At 42.1% G+C, this 19,080-nt stretch carries 14 protein-coding genes; 6 read left to right on the top strand and 8 right to left on the bottom strand.

Annotated elements, in window-relative coordinates:
- Positions 1 to 161 precede the first annotated feature (161 nt).
- The 4 genes from BWD47_RS07955 (at position 162) to BWD47_RS07940 (ending at position 4,758) form a co-directional block, all read left to right on the top strand.
- The gene (locus BWD47_RS07955) at positions 162 to 1,079 is read left to right on the top strand and encodes a sensor domain-containing diguanylate cyclase (protein ID WP_036966826.1); all 918 of its coding nucleotides are present in this window, start codon (positions 162 to 164) and stop codon (positions 1,077 to 1,079) included.
- Complete coding sequence (locus tag BWD47_RS07950) at positions 1,063 to 2,061, top strand: AraC family transcriptional regulator ligand-binding domain-containing protein (RefSeq protein WP_075593762.1); 999 nt, start codon at positions 1,063 to 1,065, stop codon at positions 2,059 to 2,061. The genes BWD47_RS07955 and BWD47_RS07950 overlap by 17 nt, the downstream gene beginning before the upstream one ends.
- Positions 2,062 to 2,216: 155 nt before the next feature.
- Entirely contained in the window at positions 2,217 to 3,569 is a 1,353-nt protein-coding gene (locus BWD47_RS07945) for a magnesium transporter (RefSeq protein ID WP_036966832.1), read from the top strand.
- A gap of 286 nt (positions 3,570 to 3,855) precedes the next feature.
- Positions 3,856 to 4,758, top strand: a complete 903-nt coding sequence (locus BWD47_RS07940; RefSeq protein WP_075593761.1) for a lipopolysaccharide assembly protein LapB — start codon at positions 3,856 to 3,858, stop codon at positions 4,756 to 4,758.
- A 3-nt stretch (positions 4,759 to 4,761) separates the two neighbouring features.
- Here BWD47_RS07940 and BWD47_RS07935 read toward each other — a convergent pair whose 3' ends face one another.
- The 6 genes from BWD47_RS07935 to BWD47_RS07910 all read right to left on the bottom strand — a co-directional run bounded on the left by BWD47_RS07935 (position 4,762) and on the right by BWD47_RS07910 (position 14,363).
- Positions 4,762 to 5,310, bottom strand: coding sequence for a hypothetical protein (locus BWD47_RS07935; RefSeq protein WP_075593760.1), 549 nt, complete (start codon positions 5,308 to 5,310; stop codon positions 4,762 to 4,764).
- Between the two features lie 139 nt (positions 5,311 to 5,449).
- Entirely contained in the window at positions 5,450 to 7,969 is a 2,520-nt protein-coding gene (locus BWD47_RS07930; RefSeq protein WP_065978592.1) for a TonB-dependent siderophore receptor, read from the bottom strand.
- Between the two features lie 136 nt (positions 7,970 to 8,105).
- A complete protein-coding gene (locus BWD47_RS07925) occupies positions 8,106 to 9,086 on the bottom strand; it encodes a GGDEF domain-containing protein (RefSeq protein ID WP_075593759.1) in 981 nt (326 codons plus the stop codon).
- 149 nt (positions 9,087 to 9,235) lie between these two features.
- A complete protein-coding gene (locus BWD47_RS07920; RefSeq protein WP_036966844.1) occupies positions 9,236 to 9,613 on the bottom strand; it encodes a DP-EP family protein in 378 nt (125 codons plus the stop codon).
- Positions 9,614 to 9,630: 17 nt separating this feature from the next.
- Positions 9,631 to 12,885 carry a winged helix-turn-helix domain-containing protein gene (locus BWD47_RS07915; RefSeq protein WP_036966847.1) on the bottom strand — a complete coding sequence of 1,085 codons (3,255 nt, stop codon included), beginning with the start codon at positions 12,883 to 12,885 and terminating at the stop codon, positions 9,631 to 9,633.
- 287 nt (positions 12,886 to 13,172) lie between these two features.
- The gene (locus tag BWD47_RS07910; RefSeq protein ID WP_036966850.1) at positions 13,173 to 14,363 is read right to left on the bottom strand and encodes an MFS transporter; all 1,191 of its coding nucleotides are present in this window, start codon (positions 14,361 to 14,363) and stop codon (positions 13,173 to 13,175) included.
- A gap of 250 nt (positions 14,364 to 14,613) precedes the next feature.
- Here BWD47_RS07910 and BWD47_RS07905 point away from each other — a divergent pair, with 250 nt between their 5' ends.
- A complete protein-coding gene (locus BWD47_RS07905; RefSeq protein ID WP_065978588.1) occupies positions 14,614 to 15,465 on the top strand; it encodes a universal stress protein in 852 nt (283 codons plus the stop codon).
- Positions 15,466 to 15,583: 118 nt separating this feature from the next.
- Positions 15,584 to 17,716: a TonB-dependent siderophore receptor gene (locus BWD47_RS07900; RefSeq protein WP_075593758.1), complete on the top strand. Its 2,133-nt coding sequence runs from the start codon at positions 15,584 to 15,586 to the stop codon at positions 17,714 to 17,716.
- A gap of 66 nt (positions 17,717 to 17,782) precedes the next feature.
- Here the strand turns inward: BWD47_RS07900 and BWD47_RS07895 are convergent, their stop codons facing one another.
- Together BWD47_RS07895 and BWD47_RS07890 are read right to left on the bottom strand one after the other, a co-directional pair.
- A complete protein-coding gene (locus BWD47_RS07895; protein WP_065978586.1) occupies positions 17,783 to 18,640 on the bottom strand; it encodes a GyrI-like domain-containing protein in 858 nt (285 codons plus the stop codon).
- 231 nt (positions 18,641 to 18,871) lie between these two features.
- Positions 18,872 to 19,012: a DUF2986 domain-containing protein gene (locus BWD47_RS07890; protein WP_074988980.1), complete on the bottom strand. Its 141-nt coding sequence runs from the start codon at positions 19,010 to 19,012 to the stop codon at positions 18,872 to 18,874.
- Between the last annotated feature and the right edge of the window lie 68 nt (positions 19,013 to 19,080).

Below are 19,080 nucleotides of genomic sequence, written 5' to 3'. Positions count from 1 at the left end.
GAGCTGTAATCACCCCGCTTAATCAAGGTAAATACAGCGATTAAAGTCATCAAAAAGGGGGGAGTGTCGTTTTGCTGTCACATCATTGAGCTAATATGACCCTGCTGCTAAAAATGCGAACGGGTTAGCATGGCAGCACGATTCATAGTTAGGTGTCTTTCATGCGATTTAATCCTTTTATTCATCATCGGTTTTTAACAAATGCGGTTATTGCGCTATTTGTGAGCGCTTTTATCCTCAGTGCATATGACGGAGAGCGAAAAGCGCTGGCCGACATATCATGGCTGGATATTGTCGGCGAGGGCGGCATTGTGATGATGACGCTAACATGGATATTTGCACTGCTCATTTCGAGACCCCCCGGAAAAGTCACCTGCTTTTTAGTGTTAGGGCTTGGTCTTTTTATGTTTTCGGCCTCGCTGGACTTATTTGATGAATGGTTACATCAGCCAACGAATACGTGGCTAAGTCTGATTGAGTCTTTACCTGCACCCATTGGTATGGTTTTCACAAGCCTAGGTTTGTATCAATGGCACCAAGAGCAGTTTGTGCTTAATCGTCAGTTAAAGCGCCGTGAAGCAATGCACCGTGAGCATGAATTAGTGTGCTCAATTACTGGGCTTTATAAAGCCGATTACTTACAAACGGTGTTAAAAGAGCAGTTGAATGAGTCGCAGCCGTTGCAACTTGCGGCCATTGATATTCGTGGATTTGCCGATTTTAATGCCGAGTTTGGTTTTATCGAAGGTGACAGGTTACTGCGAGAAGTCAGTGAGCTTATGATAATGAATTGTCGTCTTACTGATGTGGTATGTCGCTATGCGGGTGATTGTTTTATGGTGCTAATGCCAAACACCACCGCGTTACAAGGCAAAGAGCTGGTGGCACAAATATCTTCGGCACTGAGTCACTGCGCATTTAAGGTTGAGGGCGAAAAACACGCGAAGTTTCAGCATGCAACCGTTGCGTTAGTGGGCAGTGAGCAAGGAGATACAGCACACTGTTTGAGCGCGCGTTTACACGCCGCATTACAACAACAAAAACAACACAGAGTCAGCCATTGTGAAGCAGTATCTTAATCAAGATGATAAGTATCTAACCGCGCAAGGTCTGATTACGACTCTGGTAGAGCTTGCTCTAAGTCGCGGTATTGGTTTACATAAATTACTCAGAGGCACGGGGGTATTTGAGCAAGACTTAATGAGTGTACAGCATCAGTTTAGTCTCTCTCAGCAATTGCGTTTATTGATGCAGTTTAAGCTGTTAATGAAATCGGCCGACAGTGGCTTTTTGTTAGGTAGCCAACTTGCTAATGACACCTCGGTTGTGGCGCAAGGTGTTTTGCAAAGTTTGAGCATTGGTCAAGCTCTAAAGCAACTAGACGCCTTGCGTATGCAACTTGCTCCGCTGTTATTTAGCCACAGTTATGTGCATAACGAGCAGTATTATATTGAGTTGCAAAATGCTGTGGGTCTTGATGATGAAATGAGCCAATATGTGCTCGAAATTTACAGTGCTGCATTTTATCAAACGCTTAAAAAAGTGGCTGGCGAGCGGGTGCCATGTCAGTTTGATTTCGCTTATAAACGGGCAAGGCACAGCCAAGAGTATGAGCAACATTTAGGGCTAAACGTTGCGTTTGAACAGCCCATTACTCGCTGGGTATTAAGCAAACAAGCATTAAGGCTTACAAACCCTACCTTTAGTAGTTTTCGCTTTTCACAAGTTAACTCTCAATTGGCAACATTAAACACAGCAAACAGCACCTTTGTTGAAGCGGTGAGCAGAGTCATTTATCAAAACCCAGCGCTTAATTTAGAACAAGTCGCAAGCCAGTTTGCAATGAGCTCTGCGACGTTTAAGCGAAAGTTAAAAGCTCACGGTGTACGTTTTTCAGCGTTGTATGAAGAACAAAGTAAACGCAAAGCCATATACTTACTGGCTATGCGTGAACAATGTAATGAGCAGGTCGCAATGCGCTTATCATTTTATGATATTGCTAATTTCAGGCGCGCGTTTAAGCGCTGGACTGGGCTTACCCCAAGTCAGTTGAAGGTATAAGCCGGTATTTCGTTATAAAGATTAATAAGGTATACAGCGAAAAGTTAATGCACATGACTGAGATGATACAAGGAAAAATAAATCAATGATGGGGCAGTTATTTTAATAAAGCTGCGTTAGACTGTTGTTATTGATGTATTTAACCGAGCTCTTAGATGATTGAGTATCCTGTTGATCAACTTCCACAACTCATTGATGAGTTGCTTCAGTGTGACACCACAACGCGAAAAAATAAGTTACTTGCCGACGCCAAAGAAAAACTGTCGACAGAACATCTCTCGCTGCTGTTTGAAGCATTACCCAAAGAACAACGATTAGAAATTTGGCAACTGCTTGACGAAGACACACAGCATGAAATCTTCATTAATTTGGGGGGAGACAGCTGTCGGTGGTTATTACAAAGTTTAGACGAAGCGCAAGGGTTTAAGTTACTTGATGAAGTGAGCGTAGAAGAGCTACTCGAACTTGAAGAAATTATTCCAGAGCGTTTTGTTGATTATGCGCGTCGCCAGCTTGATGAAGTACAAACAAAGCGTTACGAACTTGCTCAGCAGTATAACCCTGAGCAACTCGGTCACTGGTTAGACTTTGATGCGTTAAAAGTGTCAGAAAAGCAGACGGTGGCGGGCGCTCGTAAAATTTTGCAAAAAGGCTTGCCGCAATACACCGAAGTAATTTATTTGGTAAGTCGTAAAGGCACGTTGATTGGTGAAGTGCCTGTAAATGCCTTATTTAAAGCCAATGATGCCGATACCTTATTAGAGCATGCAAACCTAGATACATCAGCATTACATGCTGATGATGACTTATATGAAGCGGCAGAGGTCGTGATCCACAGTGAAAAAATGGCGATGCCAGTGGTGAATGCCGACAATAAGTTATTAGGGCGTCTAGCGGTGTCATCGGCCTATGAATTACGCCAAGAAGTGACCGACGAAGCCGCTGCGAAAGCGGGTGGTCTACGTGAAGACGAAGACCTGTTCTCAAGTGTCACCAAATCAGCGAAAAACCGCGGTATTTGGCTAGGCATTAACTTAGCGACTGCATTTTTAGCATCTTGGTTTATTGGTTTGTTTGGTGCCACCATTGAGCAAGTCGTGGCACTTGCGGTATTGATGCCAGTGGTTGCGTCGATGGGAGGCATTGCAGGTAGCCAAACATTGACCGTGATTGTGCGCGGTTTAGCGCTTGGACAGGTTACCGACTCTAACCGCAGAGCTTTATTGCAAAAGGAGCTTAGGGTAGGGGCATTAAATGGCTGTGTATGGGCATTGGTGATTGGTGTACTCACTTATTTTTGGTTTAACGACGGGATGTTAAGTGTGACTATCACTATTGCCATTTTACTTAATTTAGTGGCTGCCTCGCTGTCTGGCGTTGTGATACCGTCTATTCTAGATAAGCTTAAAATTGATCCTGCATTGTCTGGTTCTGTAATTTTAACCACGGTGACAGATATTGTTGGTTTTGTGACCTTTCTCGGGTTAGGAAGCCTGTTGCTACTATAAATCACAGTGAAGCCAATAGTTCTTCATACTTATTGGCTTCTATTTAACGGTATCAGTGGATACGTTGTTTACTTATCTTGTGTAAAACTAAAAATTGATACTAATAATTTTTGTATATAAAACGGATACTTAGGGTTAGAGCAGTCTACAATAATACGCAATTTAGCTAATTGGTATAATAAACACGCGATTGCACGTTAAAATTATCAAACACGTCAAAAAGAACTGTCATAAAGTATTACTTTTTGTTATTTTTTTGGTTGTGTTCTCACTGAGATGTTAGTGAATGAAGAAAACGTTAACCTTATTGTTAGGCTTCGGCTGTTTTTATGCGGCCGCGTCTGAAAATTTTAGCGATCACGAGGTATATTGCGCTCAGCAGTCGCAGGTAAGCTGCTTAGACTTCATTGAGCAGCAATTAGCCAGTGCGCAGCTTTATTCTGATAAATGGTATGAGATAAAGTCATACCAATTTGATTATTATTACGACAAACTGGCTTATCAAACGTTAAAAGACAGTACCGAACCTTTTATTGAAAAATCCGACTTACCCATCGTATTTCAAGTTCAAGTGTATTTTTACTATGCTAAATCAATGCACTATTTAGGTGACTATGAAACGGGCCGTAAATACGCAACGAAAGCCTTTGATAAACTGCAAGCCATTTATGACTCGTTTGGTAACCCTATGCGTATGGTCGAATTGGCTAACTTACAGCATGTGTTTGGCAACAAAGAAACTGCTTTGCATATTCTTGATAGAGCTGAGCGTCGTTTTGGTAAAAGTAAAGATCCTATTTTTCATTTTGAGCTGGCGTCAAACAAAGCAAATGTGTTCCATTCGTTAGGCGATATTGAGCGCGCTTTGGTTAGTCGGGTTTCTGCGGTTGAATGGATTTTGAAAACTGACCATAGCCGAAAAATATCAGTGGCAATGGGGAATCTAGCCCGCACTCATCAATTATTGTCACAATACGATAAAGCAAATCACTTTTATGTCGAGTCGCTAAACTACATGGACGCGAAGTCAGACCGACTTGTAATAGCAATCTATAAACTTCGTTTGGCACAAATTCACTGGCAAGCGGGTAACCGAGCTCAAGCTGCACATTGGTTTAAGCAAGTGCATAAAGAAGACATTCGCCCATCTCATGCCAAACTTTATACACAGCTCAAAACGCAGCTTTAGGCTTTATATAGTGTAAAAACACCCCGGTTTTTCAGTTTCACCCGGCGCTAAAATTTGCAAATGGGTCGTCTCATTTTGCTCCATCATTGGTTTCATAGCCTCATCAAATAACGTGGTAGCTTTTTCCATGTGCTTAGCTTGTTCATCTAACGCTTTGAAGTCGGCATCATGCGAGGCGATTAATTCATCAAGCTGTTTAGTTAGTTTATCTTGTTCTTTTAACAGACTTTTATTTATTCTAAGGTGGTTTTCATCTTCGACCACGGCTTTTTTTGTAATCGCTTCTATTTGCTGTGAATAGGCCGTGACTTGCTCTTCCATGTCGCTTAGTGGCAACTCCAGTGATTCAAGCTTTTCTTGTTCACGTTTTAATTGTTGATAGGCGGCAATTTGCTCGTTGTTTAACGTGCCTTCATGAACTTTTTTACAGTCTTTAAACGTGATAACACGGTAGTTGTTATCGTCAATAGTCGTGCTTGCGCTTGAAAGGCCAATACAGGCTGTGGTGGCTGCGGCTAATAGAGCTGATGTCGTAATGCGTACTAAATTCATGATGCTGTCCTAATGGGTTAAGTTATTAAGTTAGTCGCAGCAGGTCTGAAAAAAGTTGGTTACAAGCGAGATATTTTTACTCGCGGGCTTTACTTACAAAGTAGGACGCGGTGCTAGCCTAAGCCAGCACCGCTTATTTTTAGAAGCTATAGGTGATGTTTCCGTAGATAAAACGGCCATCTAAGCTATAAGGTGTGAATGCACTGTAGGTGAAAATTTGATTAAAGTCGCTGTAGCCTATATTGCTTACAGTATCTTGTGGATACTGATCAAATAAGTTGTTTGCGCCAACAGCAAATTTCCACTGTTCAGATGGGCGGTATGCGACTTCTAAGTCCGTGATCCATTTTGCATCAATGACTTCATCACCTTCTGGTGTGCTTGATGTATCCACAACTTCACCATAACGCGTAGCACGTAATGTTGTTTGAAAGTTTTCAAAGTCCCAGGTTGCCGACAAGTTCCACTTATCTGCTGGCGTGCCATCTTCAAAGCGGGTGATTTCACGGCGTGCAAAGTACTCGTAGCTGTCACCAAGCGCTTCCAGCTCAGCGGGGTTTTCTTTAACATGAGTCACTTCAGTATCATTAAAGTTAACAGCCGCACTTAAGCGTAAATCGCCGTAGCTTTCTAAGCCTAATGAATAGGTTGCAACAATATCAACACCTTGCGTACGTGAATCAATGGCATTGGTAAAGTAGCGAACACTTTGAGTATTAACTTCGCCTGCTTCGGCTAAAATAGCCTCTACTTCTGGGCCGCTTAAATTTTCAGACAAGACGATACGGTCATCAATGTCAATGCGATACGCATCAAGTGTTAAACTAAAACCGCCTTGCGTAAAGATAAAGCCTGCAGTCATGTTGACTGATTCTTCTGCATCAAGGTCACGAGCACCCAGTGCTTTTGCGGCAGGTTCATCAACAGGGAACAAACCAACTTCACTTGGAATACCATTTTCAAACACTGTGCTTACCGATTTGTAAGACGTTTGTGCAAGTGATGGTGCTCTAAATCCTGTGCTGATTGCACCGCGTAGCGACAGTGATTCATTAATGCTGTAACGCGAAGCCAGTTTCGATGTAAAGGTACTGCCAAAGTCACTGTAATCTTCAAAGCGACCCGCAAGAACCACATTCCAGTCGGTTGTTAGGTACGTATCAAACTCAGCAAATACCGCGACATTATGGCGGCTCTTGTCGGTGGCACTTTCTGGTGAAAAGCCCGCTAAAACTTGTGCGCCACCCGCCGCAACAGGGTTGCCTTCTTCATCAAGTACTGTGATATAAGAGGCTTTTTCACCTGCTTTGATTTGGTAGTTTTCGTGGCGGTATTCAGCGCCAATTGTCACAAATACATCGTCGGGTAAACCTAAATCAAGGGTATTGCTGGCATCCATGTTAACGAGGTATTGCTCGTAGACAAGCGCACCGTTATCAAACTCAGTTGGGCTATTTACACCCATTGAGGTGTTCAAGCTATTGCTTACCCCTAACGCAAAGTCATTACGACCATAATTGCTGCTTATATCCCATGCCCAGTCATTGGTTTCGCCGTTAAGGCCAATAGCAAATGAGTAGTCATCTACGTCGGTATCAATTTCTGGTAAGAAACCGTCTGGGTAAACCTCAGTTAAGTTACGAGAGTCTTTGGCACGACGGTAAAAACCCGCTGAGTTACCTTTACGGTTTGAGTAACTGGCAAATGAGTAAAGTGATAGCGAGTTATCAAACTCGTAACCTAGGTTATAAAACACAGCAATATCTTCGATATCAGCTTTACCAAAACGGTGGTTGTAGCGGTCAAAGTCGAATTCACGTGGGTCTAGGTTACCGTTTGCATCGCGGCTATATTGCTCACGCTGGTCAATACCTGAGCGGTTGGTTGGCTCGTTATTACGTGATTCAATTGAAATATTAATAAAGCCATTATCTGCAAATGAAAAACCCGCATTAGCGCTTGCGGTGCGTGAAATACCATCGTTTAATTTACGGTCAGCGCCTTTTGCAAAGCTTAAGTTGCCTTCGCTGTCTGTGCCTGTGCTTAATAACTGTGGCGAGCCTGCCATTTGCGTGTCGTACTCACCATAGGTGTAGCTTACACTACCGCCTTCATCGGCATCTTTTAGTACAATGTTAATTACACCAGCAATGGCATCGGAGCCATACTGTGCCGCTGCGCCATCACGCAGTACTTCTACGCGCTTAATCGCAGAGGTAGGAATATTATTTAAATCAACTGCCGTTGAACCACGACCCACTGTGCCACCTAAATTTAATAGTGCACCCGCATGACGGCGTTTACCGTTGACTAATACCAGTGTGTGATCAGGTGCAAGGCCACGTAATACAGCAGGTTTTGCGTGGTCTGTACCATCAGCAAGGGTCGCACTTGGGTAGTTGAAGCTTGGTAATTGAGAGGCCAGTACTTGGCTAATTTCAAGCTGACCTGTGCTTGCTAAGTCGCGGCTTGTTAATAAATCAACCGGTACTGTACTTTCAGACAGGCTACGTAAACTACGACGTGTGCCCGTCACTGAAATAACTTCAATGTCTTTTGCTGTATTTTCAGCAGGTTGCTCAGCAGCGATTGCAGTCACTGATGCAGCAAGCGTACTTGCAATTGCAAGTTGCAAAGGTAATTTGTTGAATAATGCCATTGTTGATTCCCATCTGACTTATCTATTTTAGCGCAGTGTAAAATGCAAAGTGGGAACAAACAAATAATATTAAAGTATAGTATATGCGTAACCAATACGACTTGTTAACTAGGTTTTTAGTTTGTTAATTAAGTGTTTATAGGCTCGTGCTAATTTTATTTCTGCCTTCTGTCTTTGCACGATATAACGCGGTGTCGGCTGCACAAATTAGCGCTTCTGATGTGCGATATTGATTATTATATTCACATGCAATACCTTGGCTTACACTTATTCTAAAGTCGCTCGGTAAACCAATGTCGGTAAATAGCGTATTATTTATTTTAATTTGAATATGTTTAGCGATGGCCTCTGCGGTGTCTTTTTGGCAGCGAGGTAATATAATGGCGAATTCTTCGCCACCATAACGCGCAGCTAAACAATCGCGAGAAGGCAATGATTCGGCAATTATACTCGCGACTTTTTGTAAGCATTTATCGCCTTTAACATGACCGAATCGGTCATTAAATAATTTAAAATAATCAATGTCGATTAATATAGTACTAATCGCTTGATTAGTTTGTACGCTTTCTTGCCAATGTTTTTTTAATGACTCTTCTAATGTAAGGCGGTTTGCAAGACCGGTTAAATGGTCAGTGGTGGCTTGTTTAACTAAGCGATTATATTGCTCTTTGTGTGATGATAAATCATGTAATACACAAATAAATAAGTTTTCTGCAATAGCTATATTTTTTGGCAAGCTTGAAATACATAAATCCGCTTCAAGGGTTTTACTATCGGCACGGTTAATTTTAACTTCGTTTGGCCCAAGGCTAATGGGCGAGTCTTTATGATCTAACCAACTGAGTAGGGTATACATGTATTTGTCACGGTCGGTGTCGTGTAGGTAATGTAACAGGTTTTGACCGATTAACGCTTCTTGGTTATCACCTAAAAGTTGTGCCGCCATCGGGTTTGCAAATTCAAATGTGCCTTGACCATTAATGATAAACACTCCCTCAGGAATGTTCTGAAACATTTGTACAATTAGTGCAAGTTGCTCTGAATTGATAGACTGCGACAGTGTATTTTTCGCTTCTGATTTAGCTGTGTTTGGTTGTTCATTTTTGTTAGTAGACACGTTCGTTTCCTTTTTGCCGATGCAAACGATTTTGGTGTCTATAAAGTTACTTAAAAAAGTGCAAATTAACCTTCCGGTAATCTTCTGGTTTTAAGTTATTGTTTATAAGTAGTAAAAGGCTCCTTGATGGAGCCTTATGTGGGTGTTGTTTAGTTTTCTTTTTCATTGTTTACTTGCGGATCGGCACTTTCATAACTTATGCCATTGCACTCTACAGTGAAAACCATACATGCTTTACCGCTATTCTCATCAGAATCTGAAATCTGAATCGTTTGGCCATTATCAGTAACAGAGTGGTTAAAGTCTTGCGCACATTCGCCCTCAATATTTGAAAAGTTAGCACCTGTAAATACAAATCCTGCTGCACTCGTTGTTTCATCTAATGTATAGATACCTAGGCTGTTTCTTTGGTTAACAGTACCGCCACCAGAAACTTGCTGACCGTCTTGGAAGTATGTAAATACAGCTTCATTTTCAGTGTTAAGTGAAACATTCACTGTAAAATTGTAAGTTTGATTTTCGCTCATGTTTTTCCCTTTAATTTTTATAGTTCAAAGTTAGTGATACCTAACTCAATCAGTTTGTTTTTTAGTGTATTGATTTCACTTTCTTTATTTAAGCAAGTATATGCTTGAATTAGGGGGTAGGTCATTTTAATGCTTTTACTACCATTATTGTTTTCTTCGATTGTATTAATAGTTTCTTGGCATGCTTGTTGTTTTGATATTTTGTCTTTAGCGAGCTTTGCTTTAATTAAATTAGCTTTTATTAGTGCAGAGTTGTTTTCTATTTTGCTAGTGTCAGATATTCTCTCAATAAAATCTGAGTTGCTTTCTAGTTTTAATAGTAGCTCTTCAGCTTCATTTAAAAGGTTTCGATTTATTAAATAATGAATCACACCTATTTGAACGTTTATTAAAGTCGTATCTGAAAATCCCTGTTCATCAATGTAACTTAAAACTTCTGGTACTCTGTCACTTGTTTTACTTTTATCTAATAGCATTAATTGATATGCAAGCGTTCTATAAAAAGTGCGTTGAAACTTTTGATTTTTTGGATCTTGGATCCTAGCTCTATTAATCGCATTAGTTGCTTTTTCTGCTTTTAAAAATGCCGCTCTCTTATTTGGGAAGTAGCTCAATAAAAAGCTTTGTTGCATATAAGTGTTTGCTAAATAATTATGTAAGCTTGCATCATTCGGTGACGTTTCAAGCATGTTGACTAGTTCTTGAGTGGCTTGTTCAAGCAGTTCGAGAGCTGCGTTTAAATTACCTAGCCTTTCTTCTGTGGTTGCAATCCAACTAATGGTGTCTGTTTTATCGCGTAATAAATTTTTGTTATTAGGTTTTAGCTCAAGGGCTTGGTTTTTAAGTTTTAAAGACTCAGTAAAGCTCTGCTTTGCGAGTGCGTAATTAAACTGCTTTAAATACAGTGAACCCAGTGAATTGTGTGAGTAAGATAGCTCCATAATCGAATTAAAGTCATTAGGGGCAAGCTGATACATTTTTTCGCTGTAAGCCAAGTAACGTTTAAACATTGGTTCAGTAGCTAGGTAATTACTTTGCTCATAAGTTAAGTTACCAAGCCAAAAAGCATTAGCCCCTGCAAGCATTAAAACATCAAGGTTGTTGGGTTGAATTTTTAGTAAAGATTCTAGGCGCGTTCGCGCATTTTCAAAGGCGGTGAAGGCTTCGTCGGTTTTGCCGCGCGAATAGGCGACTTCGCCCATGGCCTCTAAGGTTTGAGCGTATTGAAAGCGGTTATTAAACTGAGCTTGTTTATCGCTAAAGTCAAACAACGAGGCAGCTTCTTCGTCTTGATTGGAAAAATACTCAAGAGCCTTATTGCTAATACCATCCAGTAAATCCATACGATTAACGCTTCTGAGTTTGTCGGCAAATTCACCGACCATAAAACCCAATAAACTCTCAGCTTCTTGGCGTTTTTGTTTTGCTACTTGCTCTGCATGGTAGCTGCGCACGCTCATAAATGTGGCAATAAAGGTTAAGCAAACAAGTGCAGCCACCGTTATTTGTAACACGCGTTTTTTACGTTTCGCTTTATTGCTAGAAGCTTTAATTAACGCTTGTTCGTCGCTTGATAAGCTAAACATAGGGTTTTTAACTAGGCTGTGTGCTTCTTGCAGCGGTTTGCCTTGGGCTAATAAAAAGTCGCTGTGTTTTTGTTCAAGCAGCCAACGCTCGGTAGCTAGTTGCACGCGGCTCTTTATTGCTAAGCTTTGTTGGTGTTCTTGCACCCAATCGATAGCGCGTTGCCAATGGCGCAGCAACGCTTCGTGGGCAAGGCTAAAACAGGCTTGCTCATTTTTAAGGTGCGATACAAACAAACGGCTGTCGACCATGGCCTTAACAAGCTTGGTTGCAGCAGGGCTGGTTAATTCGCTCCAACGTGCTGCGCGGCTGGTGAGTGTTTCGCCATCTGGGTTTAGCGTGATCAGCTTTGAAAGGACTGCGGCAAGTTCAGTTTGTTGTTCTTTGGGTAATTGGCAAAATACCTGTTCGGCTTTTTGACCGATGGCTCCTTCGATGGTGCCTAGGGCTTGGTATTCAGTAAACAGCAGTTCGTTGTCTGGGCTGCGCTGCAAGTAAAGCTGTTGCAAAGTGTATTGCAGCATCGGCAGTGCATCAGGGTTATTGGCGGTGTCGTTACAAAGTTGTTCATCAAGCGGTGTGTGATGCTCTGGGTGATGTTGCCAACTTAAGCCTGCTGCAAGTGCTGGCAAACGGATCATTTGCTTAAGCTCAGAGCGAGTTGGCGCTAATAAGTCAAAATGTGCGCCATTGGCTTTACCTGCCATTAAACTTGGTTGACTCACCACTTGTGGGTAAAAATCATTACGACAAGCGCTAAAAATGATTATACAGTCACTGGTTGCTAAGCGCTCAATAAGTGCTAAAAGCTGGTTGCGCTCGTCATCGCTAAATAGCGGCGATGACAATAGCACTTCGAGCCTGTCGATAAATAAAAATAAATAGGGCGTAGTGTGCTCTGTATTTAGCGTTGCAAGGGCTGCTTTACAGCGGGTAATAACCTGTTCTGGATCTGTTAATAACAATTCAGCCAGTGTATCGGCGCTTATATCGCGAAGTACAGGTGCGTCGTTTATTTCTAAATCGAGCAAGGTTGAGGCTAAATCAAGCAGTAAGCGCTCTTTACTCACATCGGCAAAGTCGAGTTGGCAGTAACTGTGTACTCTAATGCCATCGTAGCCATTACTCGACATTAAAGCGGGCAATACACCTGCGTTAACTAACGACGATTTACCTGAACCACTGGCCCCCAATATTAAGCAAAACGCGCGACCAAACTCTATTTGAGCTGACACTCGCTGTAATAAGGTTTCTATTTGTTTATTACGGCCAAAAAACACATCGGCTTGCTCAGGTGCAAACGCACTTAAGCCAACAAAAGGCGAATCACCTTGCCAACTGGTTTGGCTGGCTTTTTGTTCTTCGTTGAGCACAAAGTTGATTTCGGCAATAACGCGGTAACCGCGTTTACGAATGGTCTCGATGTACTGCGGGTTACTTGCTTTATCGTCAAATGCTTTGCGTAGCTGCGTGATCACTTTATGTAGCGGGTTATCGCCAAGCGCTACATTTGGCCAACAGTGATTGATAATTTCATCGCTGGTTAACAGTTCACCTTGTTTTTCGCATAGCAGCAATAATACATCCATTGCTTTTGGTTCGATGTGTTTTACTTGCTCGCCACGTCGTATTGAATTTGTGCTGGGGGTAACTTGCCACTCACCAACGAAAAACAGCGCCGTACTCATAGTGTTATCTTCTTTTTATTAAAATTAATCGCCTGGACCGATTTTGTTCATGCCACGCACACTCTTGATTAATACTATATTATGAGATTCACGGCAAGTGCGTTGCCTTTTTTGAAACAAAAAAATCAACATATCGAGTGTATATATGTTTTTATAAAGTGTATTTAACGTAAGGAACGAAGAGATATTTCGGGATGAATAAAAAGAGAGTAGCAAGTTGAAGGGGGCGTTTTAACGCCACTCCTTCTACGCGATATGAAATCGCGGCTACAAATTTGACTAACTGGTTAACTTTCAACGCGTAACTTTTTCATTTGTATTGCGCTTAATGACCACATCATAAAGCCGCCTAAAAAGAGGGCTGCCGAGACATAACCCGTTTGACTGGGCAATGCACCTTGGGCAATGGCCATACCACCAAGCCAAGGGCCAATGGCATTGGCTGTATTAAATGCGCATTGTACGAGTGCACCTATCATGGCATGGCCTTGTGGTGATACATCCATTAATAGTGATTGAATAACAGTACCCAAACCAACACTAAAACCAATAAAGAAAATCACCGTATAAAGTAGCCAAATATTGTGGCTGGCACTGACATAACTTGCTGCAAATACGACGGCACCTATAAGTGCTGCCCCTGTGGTTTTTAGTGGTGAATGGTCGGCTGCCTTTCCTAACACATAGTTGCCTAAGGTGCAGCCAATACCAAACATGATCATAGCGATTGATATCGTGTAAGCGGGCGTATGAGTCACAATTAAAATAGTGTCGGCAATGTAAGTGTAAACACAAAATACGCCGCCAAAACCAATAATAATGATGCCTAAAATAGTCCATACTAGCTTGTTTTTCAGCACACTTAATTCGTCTAGAATTGAAGTGGGTGATGAGTTCTTAACGTTTGGTACGTATTTTACAATTAGCACTAAAGCAACAAGAGCAAGCACTGCGGTGCCAGCTAAACAATAGCGCCAACTAAAGTTTTGTCCCACTAACGTCACCATTGGTACACCCACGATGGTCGCCACGGTTAAGCCCATAAATACTTTTGACATAAAGCTGGCTCGTTTGTCGGCAGGGGCAATGTCGGCGGCCAGTAAAATAGCGGCGGCAAAATAGGCTCCATGGGGCAAGCCACTTAAAAAGCGAAATAAAATCAATTGCTCAAGAGAATGTGAAAAAGCACTTAAGCCATTGAATAAAAACATCATAGTAACAAACATAAGCAGGGCATTACGTTTTCGCATATTGGCTGTGGTGATCATAAAAAGTGGCGCACCCACCACCACACCAATAGCATAGGCGCTAATGGCATACCCACTTTGTGCCGGAGTTGATGAAAATGTTTCGCTAATAAGCGGCAGCATTGGCATCATTGAAAACTCAGAGAGGCCAAGAATAAATGTTCCTAAGGCTAATACGATTAAGATTGTAAAGGTGCTTTCGCGGCCTTGAGTTTTGGTGACGTTAGTCATGTAACTCCTTTAAAACATGTTTTAAGAGAAATAGAAAATGCCAGAACCATGTTGCGTTCTGATGATAAGAGGTGCGATGCGCTATTGTAATACAAATAAAATAGAGTAAACCAGTACTTTTTGGAACGTTCTATATTAGTTTGCTATAACGAATAAAGTTGAACTTCTTAAGGCTGAGCATTTCAAAATAAATACAAATATAAATCCCAACTATACTGTGTATATAGACTTGGCTTTGGAGGGAGTGGCAATGGAAAAGATATTCGCCTGTATTGATGGTTCAACTATCACCAGTGCAGTGACAGAGGCTGCTATTTGGATAGCCAAACGTACTTCGCACCCCATACGTTTTTTACATGCGCTAGAGCCTCCTTTGCAACAGGGTAGTGATGACCTTACGGCGATTATTGGCTTAGGTTCGCAAACATCATTACTTGAACAGCTTGCCAAACTTGAACAAGAGCGCAATAAAGTCGCTGCTCAACATGGCCATTTACTGTTAGAGGAAGCTGTAAAGAAAGCTGAGCATGCAGGGCTGACCGCTGTTGAAAAACAACAGCTTTCAATGAGTTTAGTCGATGCGTTACTGACACATGAAGACAGTGCCAGAGTAATGATTATTGGCCGTGCAGGAAAAGGACACGGTGATAATTTTAAGATGCTAGGGTCGCATATCGAAACCTTAATTCGTCAAGTTCATACTCCTGTGGCAATTGTGCCGCCGCAGTTTCATGCTCCCACTAATTTTATGCTGGCTTACGATGGCAGTGACAGTACTGACCAAGCAATAAGCCAAATTATTAAAGGGGGGATTTTAAAAGGCTTAGGTTGTCATTTAGTCATGGTCGATAAGCATGATGGTCATTGCCAAGATAAGCTGGACACCGCATCGGCACGCTTAGCAGAGCATGGGTTTAATGTGAGAGCACGCATGCTCGATGGCGATGTATATGAGGCGTTATGGCGTTACAAAAGCGACCATGCCGTTGATCTTATGGTGATGGGGGCATTTGGTCACTCTAAATGGCGACAATTCTTTTTGGGCAGCACCACATTAAAAATGCTTGAAGATAGCCGTATTCCGTTGGTGGTATTACGCTAGTATTTTTTGTGTTCTGTCAGTTTTGGCTGCGCAGCGGGTGCGACAATATGTCACGTGTTCAGCCAAATTAATGCGTTTTATAATCGGTTTATAAATTAACTTTTTATTTTATAGACTTATGAACACGCATTTAACTCCCCCTCGTTTTTTAGTTACTAAAGTTGCTGCATTGATTTGCGCTATTTTAAGTGTCTCTGCTGTTGCTGATGATTCGATTGAAGTGATCGAAGTGCAAGGTCATGCCCAAAATAGTCATCAATTGCTTGGCTCTGCCGATTCGCTGTTATCTGATTTAGGCGTTGATTTTTCAGCGGCGGGTGGTGTATCAAGCTTACCTGTATTAAATGGCATGATGGGAGACAGGGTTAAAGTATTAGTGGATGGTGCGGATGTCACTGCGGCGTGCGCTAATCAAATGAACCCACCCTTGTCCTATGTCTCAGCTAATCAAGTAACATCGTACAGTGTTGTTGCGGGGGTATCACCGGTTAGCAGCGGGGGCGATAATATTGCCGGGGTTATTCGTGTGAATACTATTGCGCCTGAGTTTAGCGATTCGGAGCAGCTGACTTGGCGCTCAGGTTATACCACCGCACAATATAAAAGCGTTAGCGACAGCCAAGCCTATGGGCTAGGTATGGGTATTGCGAGCAACAATGTAAGCGTGTCTTATCAAGGCAGCTTTGAAGAGGCTAACAGTTATAACGATGGTCATGGGGAGCGCGTACTCGACACGTTATATCGTGTGCAAAATCATGCATTAACAGGTGCTATTCGTGATGACAAACAGCAGGTTATAGTAAAATTTAGCCATCAAAAAATTCCCTATCAGGGTTTTCCAAATCAATACATGGATATGACGGATAACACAAGCTTTGGGATGGTGGCACAGTACCAACGTGATCTTGAAGAGGGCGCATTACATGTACAAGTAAATGCCCACGACGTGAAGCACAAAATGGGTTTTTTTAGTACAGAGAAACCCGGCATGATGCCTATGAATACCGACGCACAAGACTACAGTTATCAGTTGCACTGGCGTTTAGACTTATCTGCAGAATCGTCACTTTTGTTTGGGCACGAATATTACAGTTATCGTATCGATGATTGGTGGCCTGCTGTTGAAGGGTCAATGATGATGGGGCCGAACGAATACGTAAATATTAATGATGGTAAACGTAATCGTCTGGGTGCATTCGCAGAGTATGAAAGTCAAGTTAATCAAGCATGGTGGCTGTCGGCAGGCATGCGTATTGAACAGGTAACAACAAATACAGGCGACGTACAAGCCTATAACAAAGGGGCTATGGGCGGTGTGGGTCATATGAACTCAATGATGGACATGTCAAAAACCGATGCACAGGCTGCGATGGAATTTAATCAGCGGGATCGCAAACGTGACGATACTTTAGTTGATATTAGTCTGCTTGCACGCTACCAAATAAGTCGCAATGATGAGCTGCAATTTGGTTTTGCCCGTAAAAACAGAGCCCCTAATTTATATGAGCGTTACAGCTGGGGTGTTGGCACTATGGCAAGTACCATGATTGGCTGGTTTGGTGATGGTAATGGCTACATTGGTAATCCTGATTTAAAAGCCGAAACCGCTCATACGCTAAGCGCTAGCTACACTAAGCAGGCAAAAGATGATAGCTGGCAAATAACGGCGAATGCCTGGTACACGCAGGTAAATGACTATATTGATGCTGAAGTGACGCAAAGCTTTAACCGCACTGACAGTGCTCATACCAAGCGACATATTCTTACTTTTACTAATTTAGATGCGACGTTGTATGGGCTAAAATTAGCAGGCCTTATTGAGCTGTATAATTCGAAGCAAGCAGGTAAATGGCAGTTAAAAGGAGCGTATACCAGCAATTATGGCGAGCGCGATGACAGCCACGAAGATTTATATCAAATTATGCCATGGCACACAGAACTAAGCCTTGAACACGCGTATAAAGGCTGGGAAAGCACCTTGAGTTGGCAATGGGTTGACAGTAAAGACAAGGTGGATGAGCGCCGATTAGAAAACCAAACCGATAGCTATAATTTATTAGGCATTTCAAGTAAAAAAACATGGCAAAATTTAACCTTTAAGTTAGCAGTTACTAACTTACTTGATGCGTATTATCAGCAGCCACTTGGCGGAGTGAACATTGCTAATTATAAGCACGATATGCGCACTGGCTTTGAGCAGCTAGCAGGACAAGGTCGCTCCTATAATGCCAGTATCAGTTATCGGTTTTAGGCAAGGGGTTTTGTATTTGTAGGCGCGATGTCAAATCGCGCCTACAACCTGCTTACACGCTTCGTGTCACTTAATCGGCAAATAAATATCAGTTTGCAAATCACATTCATCCACCTCATGAATTAAATTGAGGTAATGAAAGAAACACGGAAAATCACGCACTTCTTCACCACTTTGTGGTAGCCACTCGCGGTATAAATAATACACTGTATCGCTAATCGTATCGTGTGAACCATTATGGCGCACTACGGCACAGCGTCCCGCTGGGATCTCGCCATTTCTGACTCCTTGTGGGTTATCAGGAATTGGCTTTGTAATGCTGCCGGCAAAGTCAAAACGAAAGGCATGATCTTCAGTTGTTGCAGGGTCACTGTATGGAATACCATAGGTGTTGCTGGTTTTAACCGGTGATAATCCTGAGCTTTTTCGCCAGTCAATAAAATGTGCGGCGGTATTCATAAGGGTATTTGCAGCGCCTTGATGGGTTAATAAAGCAACGGGCTGGGCTTTTAAGTCGACAATGTTTACATTCATAAAACAGTCCTTTTTATCAGGTAAAGAAAATTCAAACTGAGAGTGCCAGTTAGGCCAGTTTGGTTTGCTTCTGAATTCACTAGGAGACTGTGTAAAAGTGCGTTTAAAGGCGCGGCTAAATGCCTCTGGGCTATCAAACTGTGCTTCGAGTGCAATATCAATCACTTTGACTTGATGCTCAAATGCTAGTCGAAATGATGCACGTTTTAAGCGAGCAAGTTGCGTGTACTTAGTCACACTGACTCCCACTGAAGCGGCAAATAAACGGTGAAAATGATATTTTGAACAACAGGCTACATCACTCAAAGTGTCGAGTGATAAAGAGTCATTGAGATGCTGACTAATATAATCACAAACATGCTCAATACGTTGTTGTTGCTTCGTTTTCATGATGACTCGTTAATGCTTATTCAGAAGTGTGTTAAGTGTGTCATGACCCTTAAATGGTTACCTGATTGAAATTGCGCATTTTGAGTTTAATTGATATTGAGTAAATAGGTAGCGTGCTAGCAGGTGTTGCTTTAGGGCAAAATAAAGACGCGCTAAAGCACGACCTAAAAATAGCGGGGATGAGATGTGCCCCAGGTTTATGCTAAAAAATTATGTGATGTAAAATCGCGGCTACATCTCATTTTCTTGTTGCGCTAGTTTTTCACGCTCAGCTTTTGAAACATACGCAGGCTTACTGCTTTTGTGTAATTTAGCATTGGCGCGTTTGTCTTTTTGTTTCAGTTTAGTGAAGATCTTTTTTCTACGGTTCATGGTACTTTGTAAGTTATGGGATAGGCCAGTCAGTATTGTACAGAGCAATTGCTCAGAAGCCGAGCAGT

Source organism: Pseudoalteromonas sp. PAB 2.2 (assembly GCF_001938575.1).
Classification (GTDB): Bacteria; Pseudomonadota; Gammaproteobacteria; order Enterobacterales; family Alteromonadaceae; genus Pseudoalteromonas; species Pseudoalteromonas lipolytica.
This window is presented reverse-complemented; position numbering and strand designations above follow the sequence as displayed.